Origin of the sequence: Paenibacillus thermoaerophilus (genome assembly GCF_005938195.1) — a bacterium.
GTDB lineage: Bacteria > Bacillota > Bacilli > Paenibacillales > Reconciliibacillaceae > Paenibacillus_W > Paenibacillus_W thermoaerophilus.
Genome location: NZ_VCQZ01000001.1, coordinates 112,461 through 133,844, shown reverse-complemented (window position 1 = coordinate 133,844; position 21,384 = coordinate 112,461). Strand labels below are relative to the sequence as shown.

The 21,384-nt window shown below is 61.6% G+C and carries 20 protein-coding genes and 1 other RNA gene; 1 reads left to right on the top strand and 20 read right to left on the bottom strand.

Annotated elements, in window-relative coordinates; translation table 11 throughout:
* Nucleotides 1-124 precede the first annotated feature (124 nt).
* Nucleotides 125-1,966: a S8 family peptidase gene (locus tag FE781_RS00585; protein ID WP_246067970.1), complete on the top strand. Its 1,842-nt coding sequence runs from the start codon at nucleotides 125-127 to the stop codon at nucleotides 1,964-1,966.
* 91 nt (nucleotides 1,967-2,057) lie between these two features.
* Here FE781_RS00585 and rnpB read toward each other — a convergent pair.
* The 20 genes from rnpB to FE781_RS00485 form a co-directional block, all read right to left on the bottom strand.
* An RNA gene (rnpB, locus tag FE781_RS00580) (RNase P RNA component class A) lies at nucleotides 2,058-2,474 on the bottom strand.
* 75 nt (nucleotides 2,475-2,549) lie between these two features.
* Nucleotides 2,550-3,536: an Ig-like domain-containing protein gene (locus FE781_RS00575; RefSeq protein ID WP_281281861.1), complete on the bottom strand. Its 987-nt coding sequence runs from the start codon at nucleotides 3,534-3,536 to the stop codon at nucleotides 2,550-2,552.
* Between the two features lie 136 nt (nucleotides 3,537-3,672).
* The gene (locus tag FE781_RS00570) at nucleotides 3,673-4,335 is read right to left on the bottom strand and encodes a hypothetical protein (protein WP_138787683.1); all 663 of its coding nucleotides are present in this window, start codon (nucleotides 4,333-4,335) and stop codon (nucleotides 3,673-3,675) included.
* The gene (locus tag FE781_RS00565) at nucleotides 4,308-4,643 is read right to left on the bottom strand and encodes an Ig-like domain-containing protein (protein WP_138787682.1); all 336 of its coding nucleotides are present in this window, start codon (nucleotides 4,641-4,643) and stop codon (nucleotides 4,308-4,310) included. Before FE781_RS00565 ends, FE781_RS00570 begins: the two co-directional genes overlap by 28 nt.
* A 142-nt stretch (nucleotides 4,644-4,785) precedes the next feature.
* Complete coding sequence (locus tag FE781_RS00560) at nucleotides 4,786-5,901, bottom strand: Nif3-like dinuclear metal center hexameric protein (RefSeq protein WP_138787681.1); 1,116 nt, start codon at nucleotides 5,899-5,901, stop codon at nucleotides 4,786-4,788.
* The gene (locus FE781_RS00555; protein WP_138787680.1) at nucleotides 5,868-6,632 is read right to left on the bottom strand and encodes a tRNA (adenine(22)-N(1))-methyltransferase; all 765 of its coding nucleotides are present in this window, start codon (nucleotides 6,630-6,632) and stop codon (nucleotides 5,868-5,870) included. Before FE781_RS00555 ends, FE781_RS00560 begins: the two co-directional genes overlap by 34 nt.
* A 1-nt stretch (nucleotide 6,633) precedes the next feature.
* On the bottom strand, nucleotides 6,634-7,470 hold the full coding sequence (locus tag FE781_RS00550) for a hypothetical protein (protein ID WP_138787679.1): 837 nt from the start codon (nucleotides 7,468-7,470) through the stop codon (nucleotides 6,634-6,636).
* A 98-nt stretch (nucleotides 7,471-7,568) separates the two neighbouring features.
* Nucleotides 7,569-8,690: an RNA polymerase sigma factor RpoD gene (gene rpoD / locus FE781_RS00545; RefSeq protein ID WP_138787678.1), complete on the bottom strand. Its 1,122-nt coding sequence runs from the start codon at nucleotides 8,688-8,690 to the stop codon at nucleotides 7,569-7,571.
* A 30-nt stretch (nucleotides 8,691-8,720) separates the two neighbouring features.
* Nucleotides 8,721-10,559, bottom strand: a complete 1,839-nt coding sequence (gene dnaG / locus FE781_RS00540) for a DNA primase (protein WP_138787677.1) — start codon at nucleotides 10,557-10,559, stop codon at nucleotides 8,721-8,723.
* A 47-nt stretch (nucleotides 10,560-10,606) separates the two neighbouring features.
* Nucleotides 10,607-11,071 (bottom strand): YaiI/YqxD family protein, encoded by a 465-nt coding sequence (locus tag FE781_RS00535; protein WP_138787676.1) that lies wholly within the window; start codon nucleotides 11,069-11,071, stop codon nucleotides 10,607-10,609.
* A 101-nt stretch (nucleotides 11,072-11,172) separates the two neighbouring features.
* A complete protein-coding gene (locus tag FE781_RS00530; RefSeq protein WP_138787675.1) occupies nucleotides 11,173-11,985 on the bottom strand; it encodes a pyruvate, water dikinase regulatory protein in 813 nt (270 codons plus the stop codon).
* 2 nt (nucleotides 11,986-11,987) lie between these two features.
* Nucleotides 11,988-14,072, bottom strand: a complete 2,085-nt coding sequence (glyS, locus tag FE781_RS00525; protein ID WP_138787674.1) for a glycine--tRNA ligase subunit beta — start codon at nucleotides 14,070-14,072, stop codon at nucleotides 11,988-11,990.
* Nucleotides 14,069-14,953 carry a glycine--tRNA ligase subunit alpha gene (gene glyQ, locus FE781_RS00520; protein WP_138787673.1) on the bottom strand — a complete coding sequence of 295 codons (885 nt, stop codon included), beginning with the start codon at nucleotides 14,951-14,953 and terminating at the stop codon, nucleotides 14,069-14,071. Before glyQ ends, glyS begins: the two co-directional genes overlap by 4 nt.
* Before the next feature lie 532 nt (nucleotides 14,954-15,485).
* Complete coding sequence (gene recO / locus FE781_RS00515; RefSeq protein WP_138787672.1) at nucleotides 15,486-16,265, bottom strand: DNA repair protein RecO; 780 nt, start codon at nucleotides 16,263-16,265, stop codon at nucleotides 15,486-15,488.
* A gap of 189 nt (nucleotides 16,266-16,454) precedes the next feature.
* Entirely contained in the window at nucleotides 16,455-16,616 is a 162-nt protein-coding gene (locus tag FE781_RS00510; protein ID WP_138787671.1) for a YqzL family protein, read from the bottom strand.
* Nucleotides 16,617-16,733: 117 nt separating this feature from the next.
* Nucleotides 16,734-17,651 (bottom strand): GTPase Era, encoded by a 918-nt coding sequence (gene era / locus FE781_RS00505; RefSeq protein WP_138787670.1) that lies wholly within the window; start codon nucleotides 17,649-17,651, stop codon nucleotides 16,734-16,736.
* A 36-nt stretch (nucleotides 17,652-17,687) separates the two neighbouring features.
* Nucleotides 17,688-18,095: a cytidine deaminase gene (locus FE781_RS00500; protein ID WP_379252178.1), complete on the bottom strand. Its 408-nt coding sequence runs from the start codon at nucleotides 18,093-18,095 to the stop codon at nucleotides 17,688-17,690.
* Between the two features lie 39 nt (nucleotides 18,096-18,134).
* Nucleotides 18,135-18,527: a diacylglycerol kinase family protein gene (locus FE781_RS00495; RefSeq protein ID WP_138787668.1), complete on the bottom strand. Its 393-nt coding sequence runs from the start codon at nucleotides 18,525-18,527 to the stop codon at nucleotides 18,135-18,137.
* 45 nt (nucleotides 18,528-18,572) lie between these two features.
* Entirely contained in the window at nucleotides 18,573-19,103 is a 531-nt protein-coding gene (gene ybeY, locus FE781_RS00490; protein WP_138787667.1) for an rRNA maturation RNase YbeY, read from the bottom strand.
* On the bottom strand, nucleotides 19,100-21,358 hold the full coding sequence (locus tag FE781_RS00485; RefSeq protein ID WP_138787666.1) for an HD family phosphohydrolase: 2,259 nt from the start codon (nucleotides 21,356-21,358) through the stop codon (nucleotides 19,100-19,102). The genes ybeY and FE781_RS00485 overlap by 4 nt, the downstream gene beginning before the upstream one ends.
* Nucleotides 21,359-21,384: the final 26 nt, after the last annotated feature.

Below are 21,384 nucleotides of genomic sequence, written 5' to 3'. Positions count from 1 at the left end.
CCGATAAAAGGGTAGCCGATTGCGGCGGAGATTCCGCCGTTTCCTGCCAGCATCCTTCCGCGCATAATTCTGCCCGCTCCGACAACCCTAACGGATACATGCCCAACTTAAGGAGGAAGCTCGGATGAAAAGATGGACGTTCGCGGGGCTGATTGCGCTGGCCGGAGTGCTTGCCCTGCTGCTTATGCCCGCCGCTCCCGATCGCGGCGCTCCGCCGGCCGGCGACGGCTCCCGGCCGCTGTCGCAGCGGCAGGAAGCTTTATCGAAGGAAGCCCATTTTCAACAGGACGTGGAACAAACCCGCCAGCTCGGCCTCATTCAAGGCCATGCGGCCATCGGATTCGCGGCAGACCGGTTTGCGAAGTCGCCCGTCCGTTTGCCGGAGACGCGGGAGCTTGAAGAGCTGGTATCGAACCAGACGCTGCTGCACCATCTGGTCTGGATCTCGCCGGACGGACAAACGGTGAAAGCCGGCAGCCTGCCGCAGGAGCTGAAGAATGCCATTGCGCCCTACGTCGAGCAGGCGAAGCGCGAGCTGTCCGCAGGGCGCAGCTACGAATCGGCGGCCGTGCGCGACGGCCAAAGCGAATCCTACGTCGTCATCGCCGAGCCGGCTTCAAACGGACAAGGCGGTCTGATCGGCGTCGTGCATCACGACATTCTCCGCAGCGTCGAGGATCACCAGATGAAAAACCTGCGGCTCGTCCCGTTCCCCAGCGACAAGCGCTACAAGATCGAGTCGGTCGAATCGGGAACGCTTCGCGACGTGCAGGTTCAAGACGGCGAAGACAATCAGGGCGTCAGCCATTACAAGGTTGACGAAGTGGTCGTCCGCTTCCGCAACGAGCCGTCGGAAGTTGAGATGGAGCAGATCAAGAAAGAGATCCATTCCAGCTCCGTGCAGAAACTCGGCCTCACCTACGTCTTCCAGTCGTCTTCGATGGATACGAAGCAGATGATGGACTATTTCCGCAACCGGAACGTCGCGTACGTCGAGCCGCATTACTTGTACGTCACCAACGACACGATCCCGAACGACAGCCTGTTCGCCCGCTACCAGTGGAACCTGCCGATCATCGGCATGACGGAAGGGTGGGACATCAGCCGAGGAGCGGCCAACGTGCCGGTGGCCGTCGTCGATACGGGCGTCAATATGACGCATCCCGACTTGAGCGCGAAATTATGGCGAGGCACCAACATCGTCGCGCAAAACAACGTGCCGGAGGACGATGTCGGGCACGGCTCGCACGTGGCCGGCGTCATCTCCGCGCTGACGAACAACTCGCAGGGCGTGGCGGGCATGTCCTGGACGAATCCGATCATTCCGGTGAAGGTGCTCGATTCCAGCGGGGCCGGCAGCACGTACGCCGTCGCGCAAGGGATCATCTGGGCGACCGACAACGGGGCCCGGGTGATCAACCTGAGCCTCGGCAACTACGCCGACGCGCAGTTCCTGCACGACGCCATCAAATACGCGTTCGACCGCGACGTCGTGCTGGTCGCCGCCATGGGCAACGACAACACGTCCCGCCCCAGTTACCCGGCCGCCTATCCGGAAGTGCTGGCCGTCGGCGCGACCGATTCCAACAAAGCGCGGGCCAGCTTCTCCAACTACGGCAGCCACATCGGCGTCACGGCTCCGGGAGTAAGCATCGCGAGCACGTATTTGCGCGGCCAATACGCCGCCCTGTCGGGCACGTCGATGGCGAGCCCGCACGTCGCCGCGCTGGCGGCGCTGATCCGTTCCGTCAACCCGTCGCTGAGAAATACGGACGTGTACGAGATCATCAAGCAGACGGCCGAGGATCTCGGCGCGCCTGGCAAAGACAACTACTTCGGCTACGGACAGATCAACGTCGCCAGAGCGCTGCAGGCCGCAAGCGAAACCTCCGGTTCGCTCGCGCTGGAAGCCGATCGCCGCGACACGGATATGCGGAACCGGCTGGGCGAGCTGCTCGCCCCGTAAGCCGTCATCATGCAACAGAGGCTGTTCGGGCCTGCGGACGATTATCCGCAGCCGAACAGCCTCTGGTTTGTTTTTGGGAAGTGTTGCGATCTTGAAAAGCCTGCCATAAGCCGGGTTCTGTACTTCCGGTGGTATAACGGGGGTGAGCCCTCCCACGTATGGAAGCGACAATCATCTATCTAGCCCGACCGTTGCCGGCCGGGTCAAGCGACCAACCTGACGCGCCCCGGGCCGAGGCTTGCGGCTCAAGGCCGCCGCGTCCTTTAGGTCTTGCTCCGGGTGGGGTTTACCAGAGAGAAAGTCGCCAGTCTCTCTCGTGGTCTCTTACACCACGGTTCCACCCTTGCCTGTGCGCCGCGGAATCGCGGGCCATCGGCGGTCCATTTCTGTGGCACTATCCTTCGGCTCGCGCCGACTGGACGTTATCCAGCACCCTTGCCCTGCGGAGCCCGGACTTTCCTCTCGTTTCCGGCCCAAGCCGGAAACCAGCGATTGTCTGTCAGACTTTTCGTCGCATTAGCTAGTATAGCGGCGCGGCGGCCAAACTGCAAGTGCAATTGCTGGCTCCGCCGGTTTATTCCGCCTATTCGACCGTGACGGCGATTCTCGCTGTTTTGCCGCCGAAGCTGACCGTGATCGTCGCCTTGCCTTTGCTGTGCGCCCGGATCACGCCGTCCTTCACGTCCGCCACGGTGGCCTTCGACGAGGACCACACGGCTGGAACGGACACGTCGCGCTCGGTACCGTCCATATAAGTCGCCGTCGCCTTGACGGTTGTCTTCGAGCCGGCTTTGACGGTCAGCACGACGACGTCCGTCTGCAAATATTTCAGCGTGTCGACGTCAACCGTTACCGTAACCGACTTGTTGCCGTACTTGGCCGTTATTCTGGCCGTGCCGTAGCCGACCGCGGTTACGACCCCGCCGGATACGTCGGCGACTTTATAGGAGGACGAGCTCCATTCGGCTTCCGCCGTAACGTCTTTGACGCTTCCGTCGCCCAACGCGGCCGTCAGCTTGAGCGTCGCCTTGTCGCCGGACTTCAGGGACAGCGTACGCTTGTCGGCCTCCAGTTTGTCGACCACATTGATATGGACGGTGACCGTTGCCGTCTTGCCGCCGTATTTGGCCGTAATCGTCGCCGTACCGTTGCCCCTCGCCGTGACGAGGCCGTCCGCCACGTCCGCGATTTTCGCGTTGCTCGTCGACCACTCGGCATCGTTCGTGACTACCGTTTTGTCGCCCGAGGAGCTTTCCGCGGTCAGCTCGATTTGCTTCGATTCGCCGTTCTGGAGAATCAGCAGCGACGGGCTGGCCGTCAGCTTTTTCACGGAGCCGATCTCGGCCGTGACGGTTGCCGAGCGCGTCCCGTATTTGGCGGTGACGGAAGCTTTCCCATACGCCAGGCCCGTTACAAGCCCTTTGTCGACCTCGGCGATCTCCTCGTTGCTGACCGTCCAGACCGCTTTATCGGTCACCAGCTCCTCGCGGCCGTCCGCAAACGTGGCGAGCAGCGTAATTTGCTGCTGCTTGCCGATGTCCAGCGTGAACGATTTCGGACTCGCCGTCAGCTTTCTCGGAATATCGACGTCGACGGTGAGCGTTGCGCTTTTGCCGCCGTACGCGCCAGTCAGCGTCGCCGATCCGCTCGCATACGCGAAGATTTTGCCCGCTTCGACGAACGCGACATCCCCCGTTGCTCGAGGATCACTTCGCCTTGCCCGTCACGTCTTCCGTCGTGCCGTCGACGTAAGCCGCTTTCAGCGCGATGCCGGCGGTCTCCTTGGAGCGCATCGACAGGGCCGTCTGGCTCAGCTCCAGATAACGCGGAACCTCGACGTCCACATTGATCTGCACCGTCTTGCCCCCATACGAAGCCGTGACCGAAGCCATGCCCGCCTCGTAAGCGGAGATAAGTCCCTTGTTCACGCCCGCAACGTCCGGATTGCTGGAGGACCATTTTGCGAGGTCGGTCACATCGGCCGTCGTGCCGTCCGGATATGTCGCGATCAATTTGATCGTCTCCTTGTCCCCCAGCAGCATGGACAGCTTCGTCTGGTCGGGATCGAGCCGCTTGACGACTTCGACCTCGACGGGCACGGCAACCGTCTGATTGCCGTATTTGGCCTGAACGGTCGTCGAGCCCGCTCCCACGCCCGTCACCACTCCGTTGACGACGGTGGCGACGCTGTCGTCCTCGCTGATCCATTCGGCTTTGTCCGAGACGTTGTCCGTCTTGTTGTCGCTGTAAGTCGCCGTCAGGGCGATCCGGGCCTGTTCGTTTTTGCGCAGCGTCAGTTTTTGCTTGTCTTTGGTCAGCGCTTTGACCTTGGGCGTGACCGTCACCTGCACCGCCTGCGATTCGCCCATGCACGGGCCATGACGATCGCCTGGCCTTCCGCTTTGGCGGAGATGGTGCCGTTATATACGGTGGCCACCTGCGGAGCGTCGGTCGTCCAGTCGGCCTGGATCGTTACGTTTTCCGTCGTTTTGTTCGAATAAAGGGCCGTTGCCGTCAGGGATACCGTATCTCCCGCCTGCAACACCACTTCGTTTTTGGATAAGACCAACTTCGACAATTCCGGTTCGGCTGCGGACGCCAAGCCGCCCAGAAGCACGGCGAACGCCAGCAGCATCACCCATACTTTTGAAGCTTTCGTTCCGTTATCCTTTCTCATGATGAAGTCAAGTTCTGATTAACTTGTCGGCGGAAGGAGAGGGAATGTTTGGAAAAAATCAGGAATGCCCCGTTGCGGTCGAAACAAAAAAAGGCATCCCCGGCGGGAGCCGGCTGCCGCTCCCGGGATATGCCCCGAATGCTCAGACGTGCCAGAACGGATTCGTATCGGTCTCGGAGGGCAGCGCCTCCGTCTTCGTTCCGGCTTGCTTCAATTGTTCGTTCAGCCAGGCGGCGAACGGCTGAATCATCATTTTCTCGGCATGATGGCCGGGATCGACGATCGCCATGCCGGCCGCCAGCGCGTCTTGCGCCGTATGGAAGTCGATATCCCCGGTGACGATGACGTCCGCGCCGGCCATCTGCGCCTGACGGACGTACCGGCTGCCCGACCCGCCGAGCACCGCAACCTTGCGGATCGGCTTGTCGGGATCGCCCGTCACTCTCGCGGATTCGACGTTAAGCGAAGCTTTCACCCGCTTCGCGAACGCCGACAGCGGCTCCGGCTCGGGCAGCTTGCCGACGCGGCCCAGGCCGAACGATCGGCCCTTGAGGTCCATCGGGTACAAGTCGTACGCGACTTCCTCGTACGGATGCGCCTTCAGCATCGCCTGGACGACCCGCTTCTCGGCCGATTCCGGCACGATCGTCTCGACGCGGATCTCCGCCGCGCGCTCCAGCTTGCCCGGTTCGCCGATAAAGGGCCGGGCGCCGTCCTGCGGAAGGAAAGTTCCCGTCCCTTCGATATTGAAGCTGCAATGGCTGTAGTTGCCGATCCATCCCGCCCCCGCCCGGAACATCGCTTGAAGGACCGGTTCGTGATGGCTCTCGGGCACGAACACGACCAGCTTCTTCAGCTTCTCCGTGTGCACGTCGGACAGATGCGTCGTCTCCGTCAAACCGAGCGCGTCCGCCATCAGATCGTTCATTCCGCCTTCGGCGATGTCGTAGTTCGTGTGCGCGATATATACCGCGATATCGTGCTTGATCAGCCGCTCATAGAGGCGGCCGGCAGGCGTATCCGTCTGCAGATGGGCCAGCGGACGGAATATAATCGCGTGATGCGCCACGATCAGATCGGCCTGCTTGCCGATCGCTTCCTCCACGACCGCCGGCGTCACGTCCAGCGTCACCAGCACCCGCCGGACCTCCTTGGCAAGCGTGCCAAGCTGCAGCCCGATCTTGTCGTCGGGCACGGCCAAATGTTTCGGCGCCAGCCGCTCGATCAGTTGGACGACGTGAGCCCCTTTGGCAAACATGCCAGCACCTCCCCGATCAGCCGGGCTTGTTCCCCCAGTTCCCGCTCCCGCTCCCGCGCCGCTTCCTGGCCGGAATTCGCGAGCTGCCGACGGATCATTTCCAGCTTCTCCAATTCGTAACGCCACTTGGCGGCAAATACCGGTTCGGGCCTGCGGAGCAGGTGGGGCCCCATCAACAGTTGCAGTTCGCGGCCGACCGTCAAATCGGCGCAAAGCCGCAGCGGCTCGTAGGGCTCCGACGCATCCTCCGGCCCGGCAGCCGGTTCCGCCGTCAAAATTTCGTAAATTTTTTCGTCTTCCTCAAGAATTTGCTCCCCGATCAGCTTCCACTCCCGCGCGAGCAGCCAGCGCCTGACCTGATCGGCGGCCACGTTCGGCTGAAGCACCAGCCGTTTTACGCCGGGCAACCGGTCCCGTCCCGCTTCGAGGATGTCCGCGATCAGGCTGCCGCCCATGCCCGCGATGACAACGACATCAACTTCGCCCTCCCGCAGCACGGACAGACCGTTGCCCAACCGGAGGTCGATTCGATCCCCCAGACCGGCCATCGCGACCTGACGGCGAGCCGCCTCCAGCGGTCCCCGGTTTACGTCGGCGGCGACGGCCCGTTCGGCCGTTCCCTCCGACACGAGGGCGACCGGCAGCAAGCCATGATCCGTACCAATATCCGCTACGACGCTGCCCGCAGGCACCTGCTCCGCGATCCGGCGAAGCCTATCCGATAATTTCATATCATTCGCCTATCCATTCTGTCCAAGTTTTGCGCAGCGCGAACAAAATCGCCCCCGCCACCGTCAGTTTGACAAGAAACGCAACCGGAATCCAACCGGTTCCGCCAATCCCCGCGTACAGCAGAAACGGTTCCGCCGCGAACCACAGCAGCCCCCCGATCGAGAAATAGACGGGCGCGACGCGGCGATGGCGCTCCATCAGCAGCCGGCCGATCCAGATGAACAACACGCCGAGCGGCAGGAAGCTCATCTGGACGGAAAACCAGGACAAATGCGGGGCCCCGGCTTTCAGCACATGGACGTACGCCAGCAGCAGGCCGACCCATCCGCAGAAATGGAACATGTTCATTCTCGCCGAGATGCCGACCGCCAGCCACACCAGACTGCAGCCCGCCACCAACAGCAGAATGCCGTCGGCGGTCAGCAGCCCCTGCTGCTTGAGAATCGCAAAACCCGCGGCGAACAGCGCGATGCATCCGATGCCGAACGCCAGATAGGAAAGCGACGGCAGCTTCTCCCGCCACCACGCCCCCGCGCCGAAGCTGACGAGCAGCCCGAGCGCGGTGACCCCGATTTGCATTGGCAAGTCAAACGATGTAAAATAAAACACAACACAGGAAATGATTGCAATCGCCGCCATAAATCCGAGCCAGCCGCCAATGCCGCTGTCCCGGATTACGTTCGACGGGATACCCATAACCTGTCGTCCCACATTGGATTTATCCGATTCGTCCTGATATAGATTCAACAGGAAATCGCAGTATTGCTCGGGCAGCAGCCGGCTCCGGCGCCACCGCTGAATTTCCAGCACGATCGTTTCTCTGCGTTCCGCGTCCATAGGCTTGCATTCTCCCCGATTTTCCGATTTTTCTGCAAGAAAGACCTTGCTGCCACGTCGGTGCAGAAAGGTCTCGCCGGCATACTACTATATTCGGTTTATTCGAGGAAATCTTTTAGCCGTTTGCTGCGGCTCGGGTGGCGCAGCTTCCGCAGCGCCTTCGCTTCGATCTGGCGAATCCGTTCGCGGGTAACGCCGAATACTTTGCCGACTTCCTCCAGCGTGCGCGTCCGCCCGTCGTCCAGCCCGAAGCGCAAGCGAAGCACGTTCTCCTCGCGCTCGGTAAGCGTGTCGAGCACGTCCTCCAGTTGTTCCTTGAGCAGCTCGTAAGCGGCGGCGTCAGCCGGCGCGAGCGCCTCCTGGTCCTCGATGAAATCCCCCAGATGCGAGTCGTCTTCCTCGCCGATCGGCGTCTCGAGAGAAACCGGCTCCTGCGCGATTTTCATAATCTCGCGCACCTTCTCCGTGCTCAGATCCATTTCCTTCGCGATCTCTTCCGGTGTCGGTTCGCGGCCCAACTCCTGGAGGAGCTGTCGGGATACCCGGATCAGCTTGTTGATCGTCTCCACCATATGAACCGGAATCCGGATCGTTCTCGCTTGGTCGGCGATTGCCCGGGTAATCGCCTGACGAATCCACCAGGTCGCATACGTGCTGAACTTGAAGCCTTTGTCATGGTCGAACTTCTCAACCGCTTTGATCAGGCCCATGTTGCCTTCCTGAATCAGATCGAGGAACAGCATTCCGCGGCCGACGTACCGTTTGGCAATGCTGACGACCAGACGAAGGTTCGCTTCGGCCAGCCGGCGCTTCGCCTCTTCGTCGCCCTGTTCGATCCGCTTGGCGAGCTCGATCTCTTCCTCCGCCGACAGCAGCGGAACGCGGCCGATCTCCTTCAGGTACATGCGAACCGGATCGTTGATCTTGATTCCAGGCGGCAGCGAGAGATCGTCGTCAAACGAGAAATCTTCATGCTCGTCCTCCGGAGAGAATTGCGGTTCGTCGTTGTCGGATTCTTCGTTGCCGACGTCGATGCCGTGCTCGGCCAGCGTCTCGAAGAACTCGTCGATCTGTTCGGGGTCCTGATCGAATGGGGAGAGCCGTTCCATGATTTCCTTATAGGTGAGTGATGAACGTTTTTTGCCTAATTCGATGAGCTGCTCTTTCACTTGCTCCAGCGTCAGCTCGGTATCCAGTTCCGTATGCTGGTCGTTCGCCATGTTCCAACTCCCTCCTCCCTGGATGCCGCCTCACCGAACTGCGCGGTTGAGCGAACGTTCCAGGGGTATGATCTCGCTTAGGATCCGTGCGGCGGTGATCGCGTCCCCCGCCCGTTCCGCGCGAACCATTTCTTCTTTTTTCTGTTCCAGTTGCCGCATCAACAGCGGTTCCCGTATCACCCGGATATAATCGTCGATGACCTGGGGATGGGTTCCGTGTTCGGATCCGATCATCGAGATGGCGGCCGCCAGCGATTCCAGCTTGCCGTCCTGCAACGTCGCCATATATCCGATCGGATTCGGTTCCCGTCCTCCCGCATAATAAGCGTACAAATACGCCGCCAATGCGGCATGCTCCGGTTCGTTAAACTCTTCGCCGAGCGCCTCCCGCACGTAGTGCGCGACTTCGGCGTCGTGCATCATGAGAGCGAGCAGTTGCCGTTCCGCGTTCCAATAGGCGGGCTTCAGAGTCGTTTCCTGCGGCGCCGGCCGGCCGTCGTTCCTACCAGTATGCCACGATTTGACAGCGATATCCGTATCATCTCTAACTTTTTGCCGGGAAATCCGCGTCTCGTTGACATCTTGCCGGAACGCCTCCGCCGATATCCGGAACTCGTCGGACAACTCCCGGATATAATACTCCCGTTCGGTGGCGGAATCAAGACGGGCGATAATGCCCGCGGCCTGGCGCAAATACCGCAGCCGTCCGTCCTCCTCCTGCAAACGAAAGTTTTTCCTTAAATAGATCAGCCTATACTTGACAGCCGGCACCGCCGCTTCCACAATCTCGCCGCGGAACGCATCCGCCCCGTGGCGCCGGATATATTCGTCCGGGTCGAGCCGATCCGGAATCATCGCGACCCGCACGCTGCAACCGAGCGGCTCTAGCAGTTGAAGCGCCTTGTAGGCGGCCGCCTGCCCCGCGTCGTCTCCGTCGTAGCAGATGATCACGTTCTCCGCCATCCGCCGCAGTTGCCGGGCGTGCTCGTCCGTGAGGGAGGTTCCCATCGTGGCGACCCCGCGGCGTTCGCCGCTGTCCCAGGCTTGGATCACGTCCGCGTACCCTTCGAACAGCACGACCGTGTTCTCCTTGCGGATAGCCGGCCGGGCTTGATGCAGGTTGTACAGCGTCCGGCTCTTGTTGAAGATCGGAGATTCGGGACTGTTCAGGTACTTCGGCTGCGCGTCGCCCATGGCCCGGCCTGCGAACGCGACGATTCTGCCCTTGGCGTCATGGATGGGAAAAGTGATCCGGTCGCGGAACTTGTCCATGAACCCTGATTTCTCGCTGCGCGACAGCAACCCTCCCTGTTCCATCAGCTCCAAGTCGAAGCCGCGGCGTTCCAATTGCCGGGTCAGCACGTCCCGGCGATTGGGAGCATAGCCGATCCGGAACGTGTCGATCATCTCCGAACGAAGACCGCGACTAAGCAAATAATCAAGCGCCTTTCGGCCTTCCTCCGTATGTTTGAGCAGATGTTCGTACAATTTGCAGGCGAATTCGTGCCCGTCCAGCAGCGCTTGATCCCGCGCCCGCTTCTCCGGCGGTTCGTCGTTCGCGTCGCCGATTCCGCCCGTGTCGATCTTGGCTTCCTCGGCCAGCCGGCGAACGGCCTCGACAAACGTCAGGCCTTCAATATCCCGCAAAAACGTAATCACGTTGCCGCCTGCTCCGCACCCGAAGCATTTGAACACCTGCAGTTCCGGATTCACGTTAAACGAAGGCGATTTTTCGGAATGGAACGGACATAGGCCCTTCAAATTTTTGCCGTGCTTCGATAGCCGGACGTAACGGCCGACCACTTCCGCGACATCGTGCGCGCGAAGAACGGCATCGATAATTTCATCCGGGATGCGTCCGTGATTCACGTTATCACCCTAGTTCCTTGTGCACGTAATACTATTCGCCAAACGAATTAATTATCCTGCAAACCCCTCAAAACTTTTGTCAAAGAATGTAGAAACGCCAAACGGTCTTCCTCCGTGAACGGACGAGGACCTTTGTGGCGGCCTCCGCCCCGGCGGATGCGGGCTTGCTCGTGTCTCCGGTCCAGCAGGAAGTCGATCGTCTCCGGCCGGTAGCGCTGTCCCCGGAACGATAGCGCCACCGCCGACTTGGCGATCGCCAGCGCCGCCAGCCCGAAGTCCTGCGTCACCACAATATCGCCCGCCCGGAGTCGGTTGGCGATGTACAGATCGGCCGCCTGATCGCCGCGGTCCACCTGCACGATCTCGACGCCCGGCCAAGGCTCCAGGCGATGGGCGTACGAGGCGACGAACAACGCGGGCACGCCGTGCGTCCGTGCCGCCTCCGCGACCTCGGCTTTGACCGGACAAGCGTCCGCATCCACAACGATCAGAGGATACGCATCGCTCCGCATGCGCCGCATCCTCCTCCTCCGCCGTCGGGCAAGGCGGCTGTCGTATCCATACTATTATATACGCCGTTCATCCTATTCAATCCTGCTTCTTGGGCAGCCGCCTATCGCCCGCTCAGCCGGTCCAGGATCAGCCAGGCAGTCTCCTCGACCGCTTTGTCCGACACGTCGATCACCATGCAGCCGATCCGCCGCATGATGTCCGTCGCGTACGCGAGCTCCTGCTCGATCCGCAAGGCGTTGGCGTACATCGCGTCGGGGCCGAGCCCGAGCGCGCGAAGCCGTTCCCTGCGGATGGCGTTCAGCTTCTCCGGGTTGATCAGCAGGCCGAACACCTTGTTCCGGGGCACCTTGAACAGCTCGTCCGGCGGCTTCAGCTCGGGCACAAGCGGAACGTTCGCCACCTTGTACTTCTTGTGGGCCAGATACATCGATAACGGCGTCTTGGACGTGCGCGACACGCCGATCAGCACGACGTCCGCCTTGACGATGCCCGCCGGATCGCGCCCGTCGTCGTACTTGACGGCGAATTCCACCGCTTCGACCTTCTTGAAATAGTCGTCATCAAGCGGATGGGAGATGCCGGGCCGATGCAGCGCTTCGCGCCGCATCAAGCTTTCCAGCCCGGAGATGACCGGGCTCAGCAGGTCCACCGAAGCAACTCCGGCTATCGACGCCTGGCGTACCAGATGGTCGCGCAGCGTCGGGATGACAAGCGTGAACACAATCATCGCGTTTTCCCGGCGGGCCGATTCGATCACCCGGTCGATGTCCTCCGGCTCGGCTACGAACGGAACCCGCCGGATCTCGGGCTTGTCCGGCATGAACTGGATAGCCGCCGCTCGCACGACCAGCTCGCCGGTTTCGCCCGCCGCATCCGACACCACATAGACGACTGCGGGGGTAGCATTCGCCATCGCTACAGCACCAGCTTATGGAAGTCGGCGTACATGCGCAGCGCGCCCGAGATCGCGGACAGCAGCGCGAGCCGGTTGCGGCGGACGGCCGGATTGTCGGCCATGACCATCACCGCTTCGAAGAACGCAGCGATCGGTTCGCTCAACCCGGCGAGCGCCGCCAGGGCGTCGGCCTCGCGGCCCGAAGCCATCGCTTCGCTGAACGACGCCGACGCCTTGCGCCACGCCTCGTGCAAGGCGCCTTCGGCCGCGTGCTCGAACAGCGACGGATCGACGGCAGCCTGCGGGTCTTCCGCTTTCGCCGCGAGATTGGATACGCGGTTGTACGCTTCGACTTCAAGCTTGAAGCCGCTCCGTTCGGCCGAAGCCGACAGCGCCGCAGCCCGGCGAACCGCGCTCGCCACATCGTCGAAGCCGGCGCCCATCACCGCGTCGACGATATCGTAGCGGGCGCCTTGCTCGGCCAGAACGTTTTTGACGCGCAGGCCGAAGAAATCCTGCAGATCCTTGCGCACGTCGTCCGCCGGACGCTTCATGCGGCCGCCGGCTTCGTGCACCTCCAGCGCGAGGTCGAACAGCTCGGACAGCTTCAGCCTCAGGCCGCGGTCGAGAACCGTCTGCACGATGCCCGCCGCTTGGCGGCGCAGCGCGTACGGGTCCTGGGACCCTGTCGGGATGATGCCGATCGAGAAGCAGCCGACGATCGTATCGATCTTATCCGCAATCGAGACGATCGCGCCGACGAGGGAAGACGGCGTATCGTCGCTGGCGTGGCGCGGCTGGTAATGCTCGAAGACGGCGCGGGACACGGCTTCGTCTTCGCCCAGCTTGCGGGCGTAGTCTTCGCCCATGACGCCCTGAAGCTCCGGGAATTCGTACACCATCTGCGTGACCAGGTCGAACTTGCAGATCGACGCCGCGCGGTTTACCCGGCGCGCGGTGTCCGCGTCCGCCTGCAGGAGTTGCGACAGCTTGTCGGCCGTGCTGACGATGCGGCGCACCTTGTCGCCGATCGTGCCCAGCTCCTCGTGGAAGACGATCGTCTCCAGCTTCGCCAAGCAATCGTCGATCGCCAGCTTCTGGTCTTCCTCGTAGAAAAACTTCGCGTCGGACAGACGCGCGCGCAGCACTTTTTCATTGCCCCTGGCGACGCGGTCGAGCGACACGTCGTTGCCGTTGCGCACCGTGACGAAATACGGCTGAAGCTGGCCGCTTGCGTTCAGCACCGGGAAGTACCGCTGATGCTCGCGCATCGACGTGATCAGCACATCCTGCGGAATGTTCAGGAACGACGGATCAAACGTGCCGTACAAGACGGTCGGCGTCTCCACCAGGAACAGCACTTCCTCCAGCAGATCGTCCTTGACCGAAATCGTCCATTGCCGCTCCTTGGACAGCTGTTCAAGCTGGCGGACGATTTCCTCGCGGCGCTTGTCCACGTCGACGATGACATGCTGCTCCGCCAATTTCGCTTCGTATTCGGCGGGCGAAGGAATCTCCGCATCTTTGCCGAGGAACCGGTGCCCGCGGGTCGTCCGGCCCGATTGGACGCCGGCCACCTCGAACGGCACGACCTCGGAGCCGTACAGCGCCAAGATCCAGCGGATGGGGCGCACGAAGCGGAGCTCCTTGTCGCCCCAGCGCATATTTTTCGGGAACGAGAGGGAAGCGATGATGCCAGCCAGCCCTTGCGCCAGTACGCCATACGTCTCGGCTCCGGCGCTGCTTTTCCGGGCGTAGACGTATTCCGCTCCGTTCACTTCCTTGACATACAGCTCCGACGGATCGACGCCTTGCGCACGGGCGAACCCTTGGGCCGCTTTGCTCCAGCCGCCGTTCTCGTCGTACGCCGCTTTCTTGGACGGGCCGCGCACCTCTTCGTTCAGGTCCGCCTGCTTCTCCGCCACGTCCGACACTTTCACCGCCAGCCGGCGGGGAGTCGCATACGCCCGAATCTCGCCTCGGGCGATACGGGAATCGTCCAGCCATTTGCCGATCTTCTCGGCGAGCTGGTCCATCGCGCCGCGCACGAAGCGCGCCGGAATCTCTTCCAATCCGATCTCCAGCAGCAGGTCGCGGGTCGTCATTGCGCGTCGCCTCCTTTCTTCAGCAGCGGGAAGCCGAGCCGTTCGCGCTCGTCGTAATACACCTGGGCGCACTGGCGGGCCATATTGCGCACGCGCATGATATAACCCGTCCGCTCCGTGACCGATATCGCTCCCCGCGCATCGAGCAGGTTGAACGTGTGCGAGCACTTGAGCACATAATCGTACGCCGGGAAGACGAGCTGATGCTCCAGCGCGCGCTTCGCCTCCTGCTCGTACATATTAAATAATTGGAACAGCATGGCCGTATCGGATACTTCAAACGTATATTTGGAATGCTCGTATTCGGGCTGCTTGAACACGTCGCCGTATTTGACGCCGTCGACCCAATCGAGCTCGTAGACGTTCTCTTTATCCTGAATATAAGACGCGAGGCGCTCCAGACCGTACGTAATCTCGACGGATACCGGATTGGCGTCGAGTCCTCCGACCTGCTGGAAGTAGGTGAACTGGGTCACCTCCATGCCGTCGCACCAGACTTCCCAGCCGAGCCCCCAAGCGCCCAGCGTCGGCGATTCCCAGTTGTCCTCGACAAAACGGATATCGTGATGCAGCGGGTCGATGCCGAGCCGCTTCAGGCTCTCGAGGTACAGCTCCTGGATATTGTCCGGAGACGGCTTCATGATCACCTGGAACTGATGATGCTGATACAGCCGGTTCGGGTTCTCGCCGTAACGGCCGTCGGTCGGCCGGCGGGACGGCTCGACGTACGCCACGTTCCACGGCTCCGGGCCGATCGAACGCAGGAACGTCATCGGGTTGAACGTGCCCGCCCCTTTCTCGACATCGTACGGCTGCACCAGAATGCAGTTCTGTTCGGACCAGAACTGCTGCAGCGTCAAAATAATGTTTTGGAAATTCATGCTTCGCGCACTCCTCCTCCGGCTGAACGACAGCCTCATATGCAAAAATCTCCCGCCCTTACGCAAGCGGCGGAGCTTGCGTAGGGACGAGAGACGTGTTCTCCCGCGGTTCCACCCTACTTGATCCCAGAACGACCGTATGCTGCCATTCGGCACACCGACCGTCTTTGTCGGAATCCCCTTTTTCAACGACGCTCCGGAACGCCCTTCGCCGCCAGTCGCATGCCGGCTTTCACCGTCCCGGCTCGCTAGTGATGCTCCCTCTGCGGGTACTCTTTTCCATCATGGCGTCATATAATTCGAATTAAGATTATAGCAAAATGCCCGAACGTTGTCAAAATGATCCTGAAATAAATGTTGGGAGATCCGAATCTTCGCAAGCTGCGACCGGGATTGCGGGTCTTGCGCATCTATCCATAAATCGGCCGACGGGAAAAGAGGTGTTCCCGAAATGAAACGCAAACCGGCAAACCGGCCGAGAAGCCGAAGCTTCGGGATTGCAACGCGCGGGCGTTGTTCGATTGACGCCGCGTCAGATCCCGTACTTGTCCAACTGATCGAGAAACTGCCGCGACTTCAGCCTCAGCTCCGTCTGAACGTCCACGTACCGCCGCAGAGCGGCTTGAAGCGCAAGGTCCGTCTCCGGCTTCACCGTAACGCCGCCGAGGCGCCGCAGATCCAACTGCGCCAAAACGCGAAGCAGCTTGACCGCGCCGTCCGTCATGGCCAGCGGCGCTTCCGGAGATGCCGCGCTGCCGGCCGGCGGCGATTTGAAGGCGGCGCAGCGGGCGCACAGCAGCCCCCCTTCCCGGGCGCCGAACGCCCACGGGCGCTGCTCTCCCCCGCACTCGACGCAAGCGTCCAGCTTGGGCTGGTAGCCGGCCGCCGACAATAACTGCAGCTCGATCGCGCGGGTCAGCACGCCGGGCGGCTTGCCTTGTTCCAGCGCCGCCAGCGCCGCCTTCAACTGCTCGTAAAACCAGGGCAGCCGCTCCCCATCCGCGATCGTCCGGTCCGCGAACTCCATCCAATACGAAGCAAACGCCGCCCGGTGCAGATCTTCCCGAATCCGCTGATGCCCATATTCGATCTCCGCGTCGTTTAGCGTCCCCAGCGAACCTCCCGCCTTAAAAATGACGTATTCTCCGCACGTAAACGGCTGGCTTGCCGCAGCCAGCCGGCTCTTCGGCTTGCGGGCGCCCCTCGCGACCGCCCCCAGCTTGCCGTATTCCCTCGTGAACAGCGTAATGATTTTGTTGCCTTCGCCGTAATCCATGCTGCGCATGACGATCGCTTCCGCCCGAATGAGCATGCGCGTCTGCCTCCGTCCCTCGTTGACTGCTATGTACCCGATTATAGCACGCGAAGCCGGGACGGCGCAGCGTTTCTGGAAGCCGGAAGGGGGCGCCGTCGGCGAAGAAGCTGCCCGTCTGATGCGGCATCCGCGCATACACGCAAAAATCCCGCCGCTCGCAACCGAGCCCGGCGGGACCGTCTTGGGTCATCGCGTATTATCGCTGTACCAATCGCCGTCATCCTCCGGCCATTCGCCGTCGTCGCCGGCTTCCGCGCCCGTCAATGCCGCCGGTCGCGATTCTTTATACAACAAATAAGACTCCAAATCGCCAGTCATCGCAAAATACTTCCACGAAAAATCCCGCATCGGTATCCCTCCTGTCGTACAGCTATGACCAGTCACATGTAGGATGATCCGATGCGGCGCCGGTCATGCGAGACAATGGCTGGAAGAAGCTTTAAAACGCCCGGCGTTCCGGCACGGTCACTCCTGGCGGAATCCGAACTGGCGAAGCAGCAGATCGGAATTGCGCCAATCCTTCTTGACCTTCACCCACAGATCGAGAAAGATTTTCGATCCGAGCAGACGCTCCATGTCGAGCCGGGCCTGCCGGCCCACTTCCTTGAGCAGCCCCCCCCTTTTGCCGATCAGGATACCCTTCTGCGAATCCCGCTCGACGAAGATGACGGCGCGGATGTTGACGACGCCGTTGTCGCCGGCGTTCATATCCTCGATGACAACCGCGATCGAATGAGGAACTTCCTCGCGGGTCAGATGCAGAATCTTCTCCCGGATCATCTCGGCGCAGATGAACTGCTCCGGATGATCCGTCACCTGGTCGGCCGGATAATATTGCGGACCCTCGGGCAAATATTTCTCGATCTGCTCCAGCAGCCTCTCGACGTTGTTGCCCTGCAGCGCCGACACCGGCACCAGCTCGGCGAACGGGAACAGCGCCGCATAGTGCTCGATGATCGGCAGAAGCTGCTCCGGCGAAATTTTGTCAATCTTGTTCAACACCAGAATAACCGGCGTCTTGACCTGACGAAGCTGCTCCACAATATAGCGGTCCCCGCCGCCGTACCCTTCGGACACGTCGACCAGGAACAAAATCGCGTCCACCTCGTGGAACGCGCTCTCCGCCGTCTTCACCATATAATCCCCGAGCTTGTGCTTCGGCTTGTGGATGCCCGGCGTGTCGAGGAAGACGATCTGCATCTTGTCCGTTGTATAGACGCCGTGGATTTTGTTCCGCGTCGTCTGGGGTTTGTCCGACATGATGGCGATTTTCTGCCCCAGCACCTTGTTCATCAGCGTGGACTTGCCGACGTTCGGCCGCCCGATGATCGCCACAAAGCCGGATTTGAATTTCGGTGTTGCCGTCGATTTCGAATCTTTCATGCTGTCGTTTTCTCCTTATCTGACTCGCCCTCTTCTCTACCCCTGCAAAGAAAAAGCACCCGGCAGCAGCTCCGCCACCGTGGACAGACGGGTGCGCCCGTCGCGGTTCGCCATGATTACCGGCATCCCGGGCGGGCACAGCTCGAACATCACCTGCCGGCAAGTGCCGCACGGGGCAATCGGTTCGTCCGTGTCGCCGATCACGGCGATCGCCGCAAACGATTTCGGCGCATGTCCGGACGCGATCGCGGCGAACAGCGCGGTGCGTTCCGCGCAGTTCGTCGGCCCGTAAGCGGCGTTCTCCACGTTGCAGCCGGGCTGAATCGACCCGTCTGCGTTCAACAGAGCCGCGCCGACCGCAAATCGGGAATACGGCGCGTACGCCCGGGCCGCGGCCTCGCGCGCGGCCCGCACCAATCGTTCGATTTGACGCTCGTCCATCATGTTCCCCCTTTCCGCTGCCGCAGCATTCCGCCGCATTCTTCAACCGAACAGCCGGCTCCACAACGGCGGCCCCAGAATCAGCAGCCCGACGCCGGCGGCGGCAACGGCGGCGATCAATACGGCCCCGGCCGCCGCGTCCTTCGCCCAGCCCGCGAGCTCGTGCCGCCCCGGACTGGCCAGATCGACCGCGCGCTCCACCGCCGAATTCATCGCCTCCAGGCCCATGACCATGCCGATGCAGATCAGCAGCGGCGGCCAATCCTCCGCCGGCAGACGGAGCCACGCCGCCAGCGCAAGCACGCAGGCGGCGACAGCCGTATGAATTTTCATATTGCGCTCGGAGACGATCACCCGTCCCAACCCCCGCAGCGCATATCCGAAGCTTTTGTACAGGCTGCCTGCGGATGGCTTCCGATTGTTCACCCGACTCATTTGAACCGCTCTCCCGCGCCGCCGCCATGCCAGCGTCCGGCTTCGTTAATTCCGGGCCAGGCCCGCCTGAACGAGCACGGCTTCCTGCTTCGCGAACATTTCCCGCTCCGATTGCTCGTCGCCGTGGTCGTAGCCGAGCAGATGCAAGAACCCGTGCACGAACAGGAACCCGATCTCCCGCTCGACGGAATGGCCGTACTCTTCGGCCTGGGCGATCGCCCTCGGCACCGAGATGACGATGTCGCCAAGCGGCTCCACGAATTCCGCCCGGCCGCCTTCGGCTTCCTCCGCGCCGTCGTACTCGTAGTCTTCCTCGTCGCCGTATACGATCTCGGGCTCGTCCTCCACGCTCTCGTTCATCGCAAACGACAAGACGTCCGTCGCCTTGTCGATGCCTCTGAACTCCCGATTCAGACGGCGGATCTCCTCGTCGTCGACAAACGTCAGGGTCACTTCTCCGCCGGCGACTCCTTCCATCCGGGCCGCGATCTTCAGCAGCTCGTCCAGCCGGGACGTCCACTCCGGCTTCAGCTCCACCTGATCTTGTTCGTTACTCCACTCCAGCGTTACCGTCACGATGGAACCTTCTCTCCTTTGCGATGCTGCTCGTCCGGCGGATATTCGATCCGCGAATGGAACATGCCGAGCAGCGTTTCGTTTAACGTACGCGCGATCACGTCAAGCTCCTTGAGCGTCAGATCGCATTCGTTGAACTGGCCGTCGTCCAGCCGGTCCTTGATGATTTTGCGCACCATGCCGTCGATTTGCTCGACGGTCGGGTTGCGCAGGCTGCGCACCGCGGCTTCGATGCAATCCGCGATGCCGACGATGGCCGCCTCCTTGGATTGCGCCTTCGGCCCCGGATACCGGTATTCCGCTTCGGTCACCGTGCGTTCCGGGTCCTGTTCGGCCAGCTTTAACGCCTTATGGTAAAAATATTTGAGCAGCGTCGTCCCGTGATGCTGCTCCGCGATATCCCGGATCGGCTTCGGAATGTTGTATTCCTTCAGCATGTCGGCGCCGTCGCGGGCATGCGCGATAATGATCGATTTGCTCAGCGCCGGGTCGATCCGGTCATGCGGATTTTCGATATTTGTCTGGTTTTCGATAAAATAGCTGGGCCGCTTCGTCTTGCCTACGTCGTGGTAGAACGATCCGACGCGGCACAGCAGGCCGTTCGCGCCGATCGCTTCCGCCGCCGTCTCCGACAGATTGGCGACCATGATGCTGTGATGGTACGTGCCCGGCGTCTCCGTCAGCAGCTTGCGAAGCAAGGGATGGTTCGGGTTCGACAGCTCCACGAGCTTGAGGGGCGACAGGATGCCGAACATCGACTCGAAGAACGGCAGAAGGCCGATCACCAGCACCGCCGTAATCAGACCGCCTGCGAACGCGAACAGCAGCGGCAGGGCGAAGTCCCGCAGCGCGCTGACAGCCGCCCCGTCCCCTTCGCCGCGCGCGAGCAGCAGCAGGCTGCCCGCCGCCGCCGCCGCCGCGATCGAGACGAAGATGCCCGCGCGCAGCACCAGCGAACGCTGTCCGGTGCGCTGCACCGAGTAGCCGGCCGTCAATCCCACCGTCGCCGCGACAAACGTGTAAGACATATCGAACAACCGGTCCGCGTCGAGATTAAACACGACTCCGGCTATCATCGCGAACAAGATCGCCGCCACGAACGCGATATGGGATTCCAGCAGGATCGCGATCAGCATGACCCCTACGCCGATCGGAGCGAGGTAAGCGATCTGCGCGTAATCCTCCGTCTGGGCCATGGCCGTGATCCGGATCAGCAGCAGATTGATGGCGTAGATGCAGACGAGCATCAGCAATTGGACGTTGTTGTTCCGAAGGGCCGTCTGGCTGCGGCGGACCGCCGTCCACACGAGCAGCATCACGAGCCCCGCCCACAGGGCCAGGCCGATCCACGGACGGAAGTCGCGCTTCTCGCTGAGCACCCGCTCCGACTTCAGCCAGTCGAACACTTCCTGGGTGACGATCTGCCCCTTCTCCAGCAGCGTCTCGCCGCGCTGCACCATAACGGGCTTCACGTTGTTGCGGGCCTCTTCCTTGGCGTCGTCCGTCCGCGTCTGGTCGAAGAACCGGTTCGGCGTAACCGCGAACCGGACGATTTCCTGCACCAGCTCGCGCTGCGTGCTTTTGGTCAGTTGAGACTGGTTGACCAGCTCGGCGACGCGCGTGCGCGCGCTGGCCGCGTCGGAAATCTGCTCGCTCATGACGCGGTTGACGAGCTCGACCGCCACGGGCCGCATTTCCTGCAGCTCTTCCTTCTGAAACCTCGGCATTTTGAAATAAATTTGCACCGGCATCTTGTATTTCTGGTCTTGAAGCTGCTTCTTCATCTCTTCGATGACGGGCGCTCCGTATTTGCCCGCAGCCGCCGATGTCACAGCCCGGTCGATGAATTCGTTGTAGAGCTTCGGAAATTCCACCTGGTATACGCTGGCTTTGTCGGTCGCGTTAATCGCTTCGTCGGCGTTGATCTGCTCCAGCGTATCGAAGATTTGCTCGACGAGCAGATCGTTGCGCTGCGAAATGACGGAGTGGACCGGCTGCACCTGGTCGACCGCTTCCTTCTCGGCCTTTTTGGTCGCGATGGCGTTCTCGATCGCACGGGGCGCCACGATCGTCTTCTCGACAACCGCGTTTACCTCCAACTGATAAGACTTCGGAATGACCCGATCCGCGAGGGCGGCGGCCGTCAACAGCCCAATCACCGCGATAAGCAGGAACCTGACCAGCGGACTGCTTTTCCATCCGGACAAACCGGTTTTCTTTTGGGCGGGCGCGTTTAACGGTCGTTTTGCTTGCATGGGGCCTCCTTTCCGCGGGCGGCGTG

What these genes read in the sequence shown, in the direction of transcription:
- FE781_RS00495 (WP_138787668.1), bottom strand. Translation starts at nt 18,527, where the DNA reads ATGAGTCGGGTGAACAATCGGAAGCCATCCGCAGGCAGCCTGTACAAA.
- rpoD (WP_138787678.1), bottom strand. Translation starts at nt 8,690, where the DNA reads ATGGCGAACGACCAGCATACGGAACTGGATACCGAGCTGACGCTGGAG.
- FE781_RS00585 (WP_246067970.1), top strand. Translation starts at nt 125, where the DNA reads ATGAAAAGATGGACGTTCGCGGGGCTGATTGCGCTGGCCGGAGTGCTT.
- FE781_RS00550 (WP_138787679.1), bottom strand. Translation starts at nt 7,470, where the DNA reads ATGGACGCGGAACGCAGAGAAACGATCGTGCTGGAAATTCAGCGGTGG.
- FE781_RS00530 (WP_138787675.1), bottom strand. Translation starts at nt 11,985, where the DNA reads ATGGCGAATGCTACCCCCGCAGTCGTCTATGTGGTGTCGGATGCGGCG.
- FE781_RS00555 (WP_138787680.1), bottom strand. Translation starts at nt 6,632, where the DNA reads ATGAAATTATCGGATAGGCTTCGCCGGATCGCGGAGCAGGTGCCTGCG.
- FE781_RS00560 (WP_138787681.1), bottom strand. Translation starts at nt 5,901, where the DNA reads ATGTTTGCCAAAGGGGCTCACGTCGTCCAACTGATCGAGCGGCTGGCG.
- FE781_RS00510 (WP_138787671.1), bottom strand. Translation starts at nt 16,616, where the DNA reads ATGCGGGATTTTTCGTGGAAGTATTTTGCGATGACTGGCGATTTGGAG.
- FE781_RS00535 (WP_138787676.1), bottom strand. Translation starts at nt 11,071, where the DNA reads ATGCGGAGCGATGCGTATCCTCTGATCGTTGTGGATGCGGACGCTTGT.
- FE781_RS00485 (WP_138787666.1), bottom strand. Translation starts at nt 21,358, where the DNA reads ATGCAAGCAAAACGACCGTTAAACGCGCCCGCCCAAAAGAAAACCGGT.
- FE781_RS00565 (WP_138787682.1), bottom strand. Translation starts at nt 4,643, where the DNA reads ATGAGAAAGGATAACGGAACGAAAGCTTCAAAAGTATGGGTGATGCTG.
- glyQ (WP_138787673.1), bottom strand. Translation starts at nt 14,953, where the DNA reads ATGAATTTCCAAAACATTATTTTGACGCTGCAGCAGTTCTGGTCCGAA.
- era (WP_138787670.1), bottom strand. Translation starts at nt 17,651, where the DNA reads ATGAAAGATTCGAAATCGACGGCAACACCGAAATTCAAATCCGGCTTT.
- FE781_RS00570 (WP_138787683.1), bottom strand. Translation starts at nt 4,335, where the DNA reads ATGGGCGAATCGCAGGCGGTGCAGGTGACGGTCACGCCCAAGGTCAAA.
- glyS (WP_138787674.1), bottom strand. Translation starts at nt 14,072, where the DNA reads ATGACGACCCGCGACCTGCTGCTGGAGATCGGATTGGAAGAGATTCCG.
- recO (WP_138787672.1), bottom strand. Translation starts at nt 16,265, where the DNA reads ATGCTCATTCGGGCGGAAGCGATCGTCATGCGCAGCATGGATTACGGC.
- FE781_RS00500 (WP_379252178.1), bottom strand. Translation starts at nt 18,095, where the DNA reads ATGATGGACGAGCGTCAAATCGAACGATTGGTGCGGGCCGCGCGCGAG.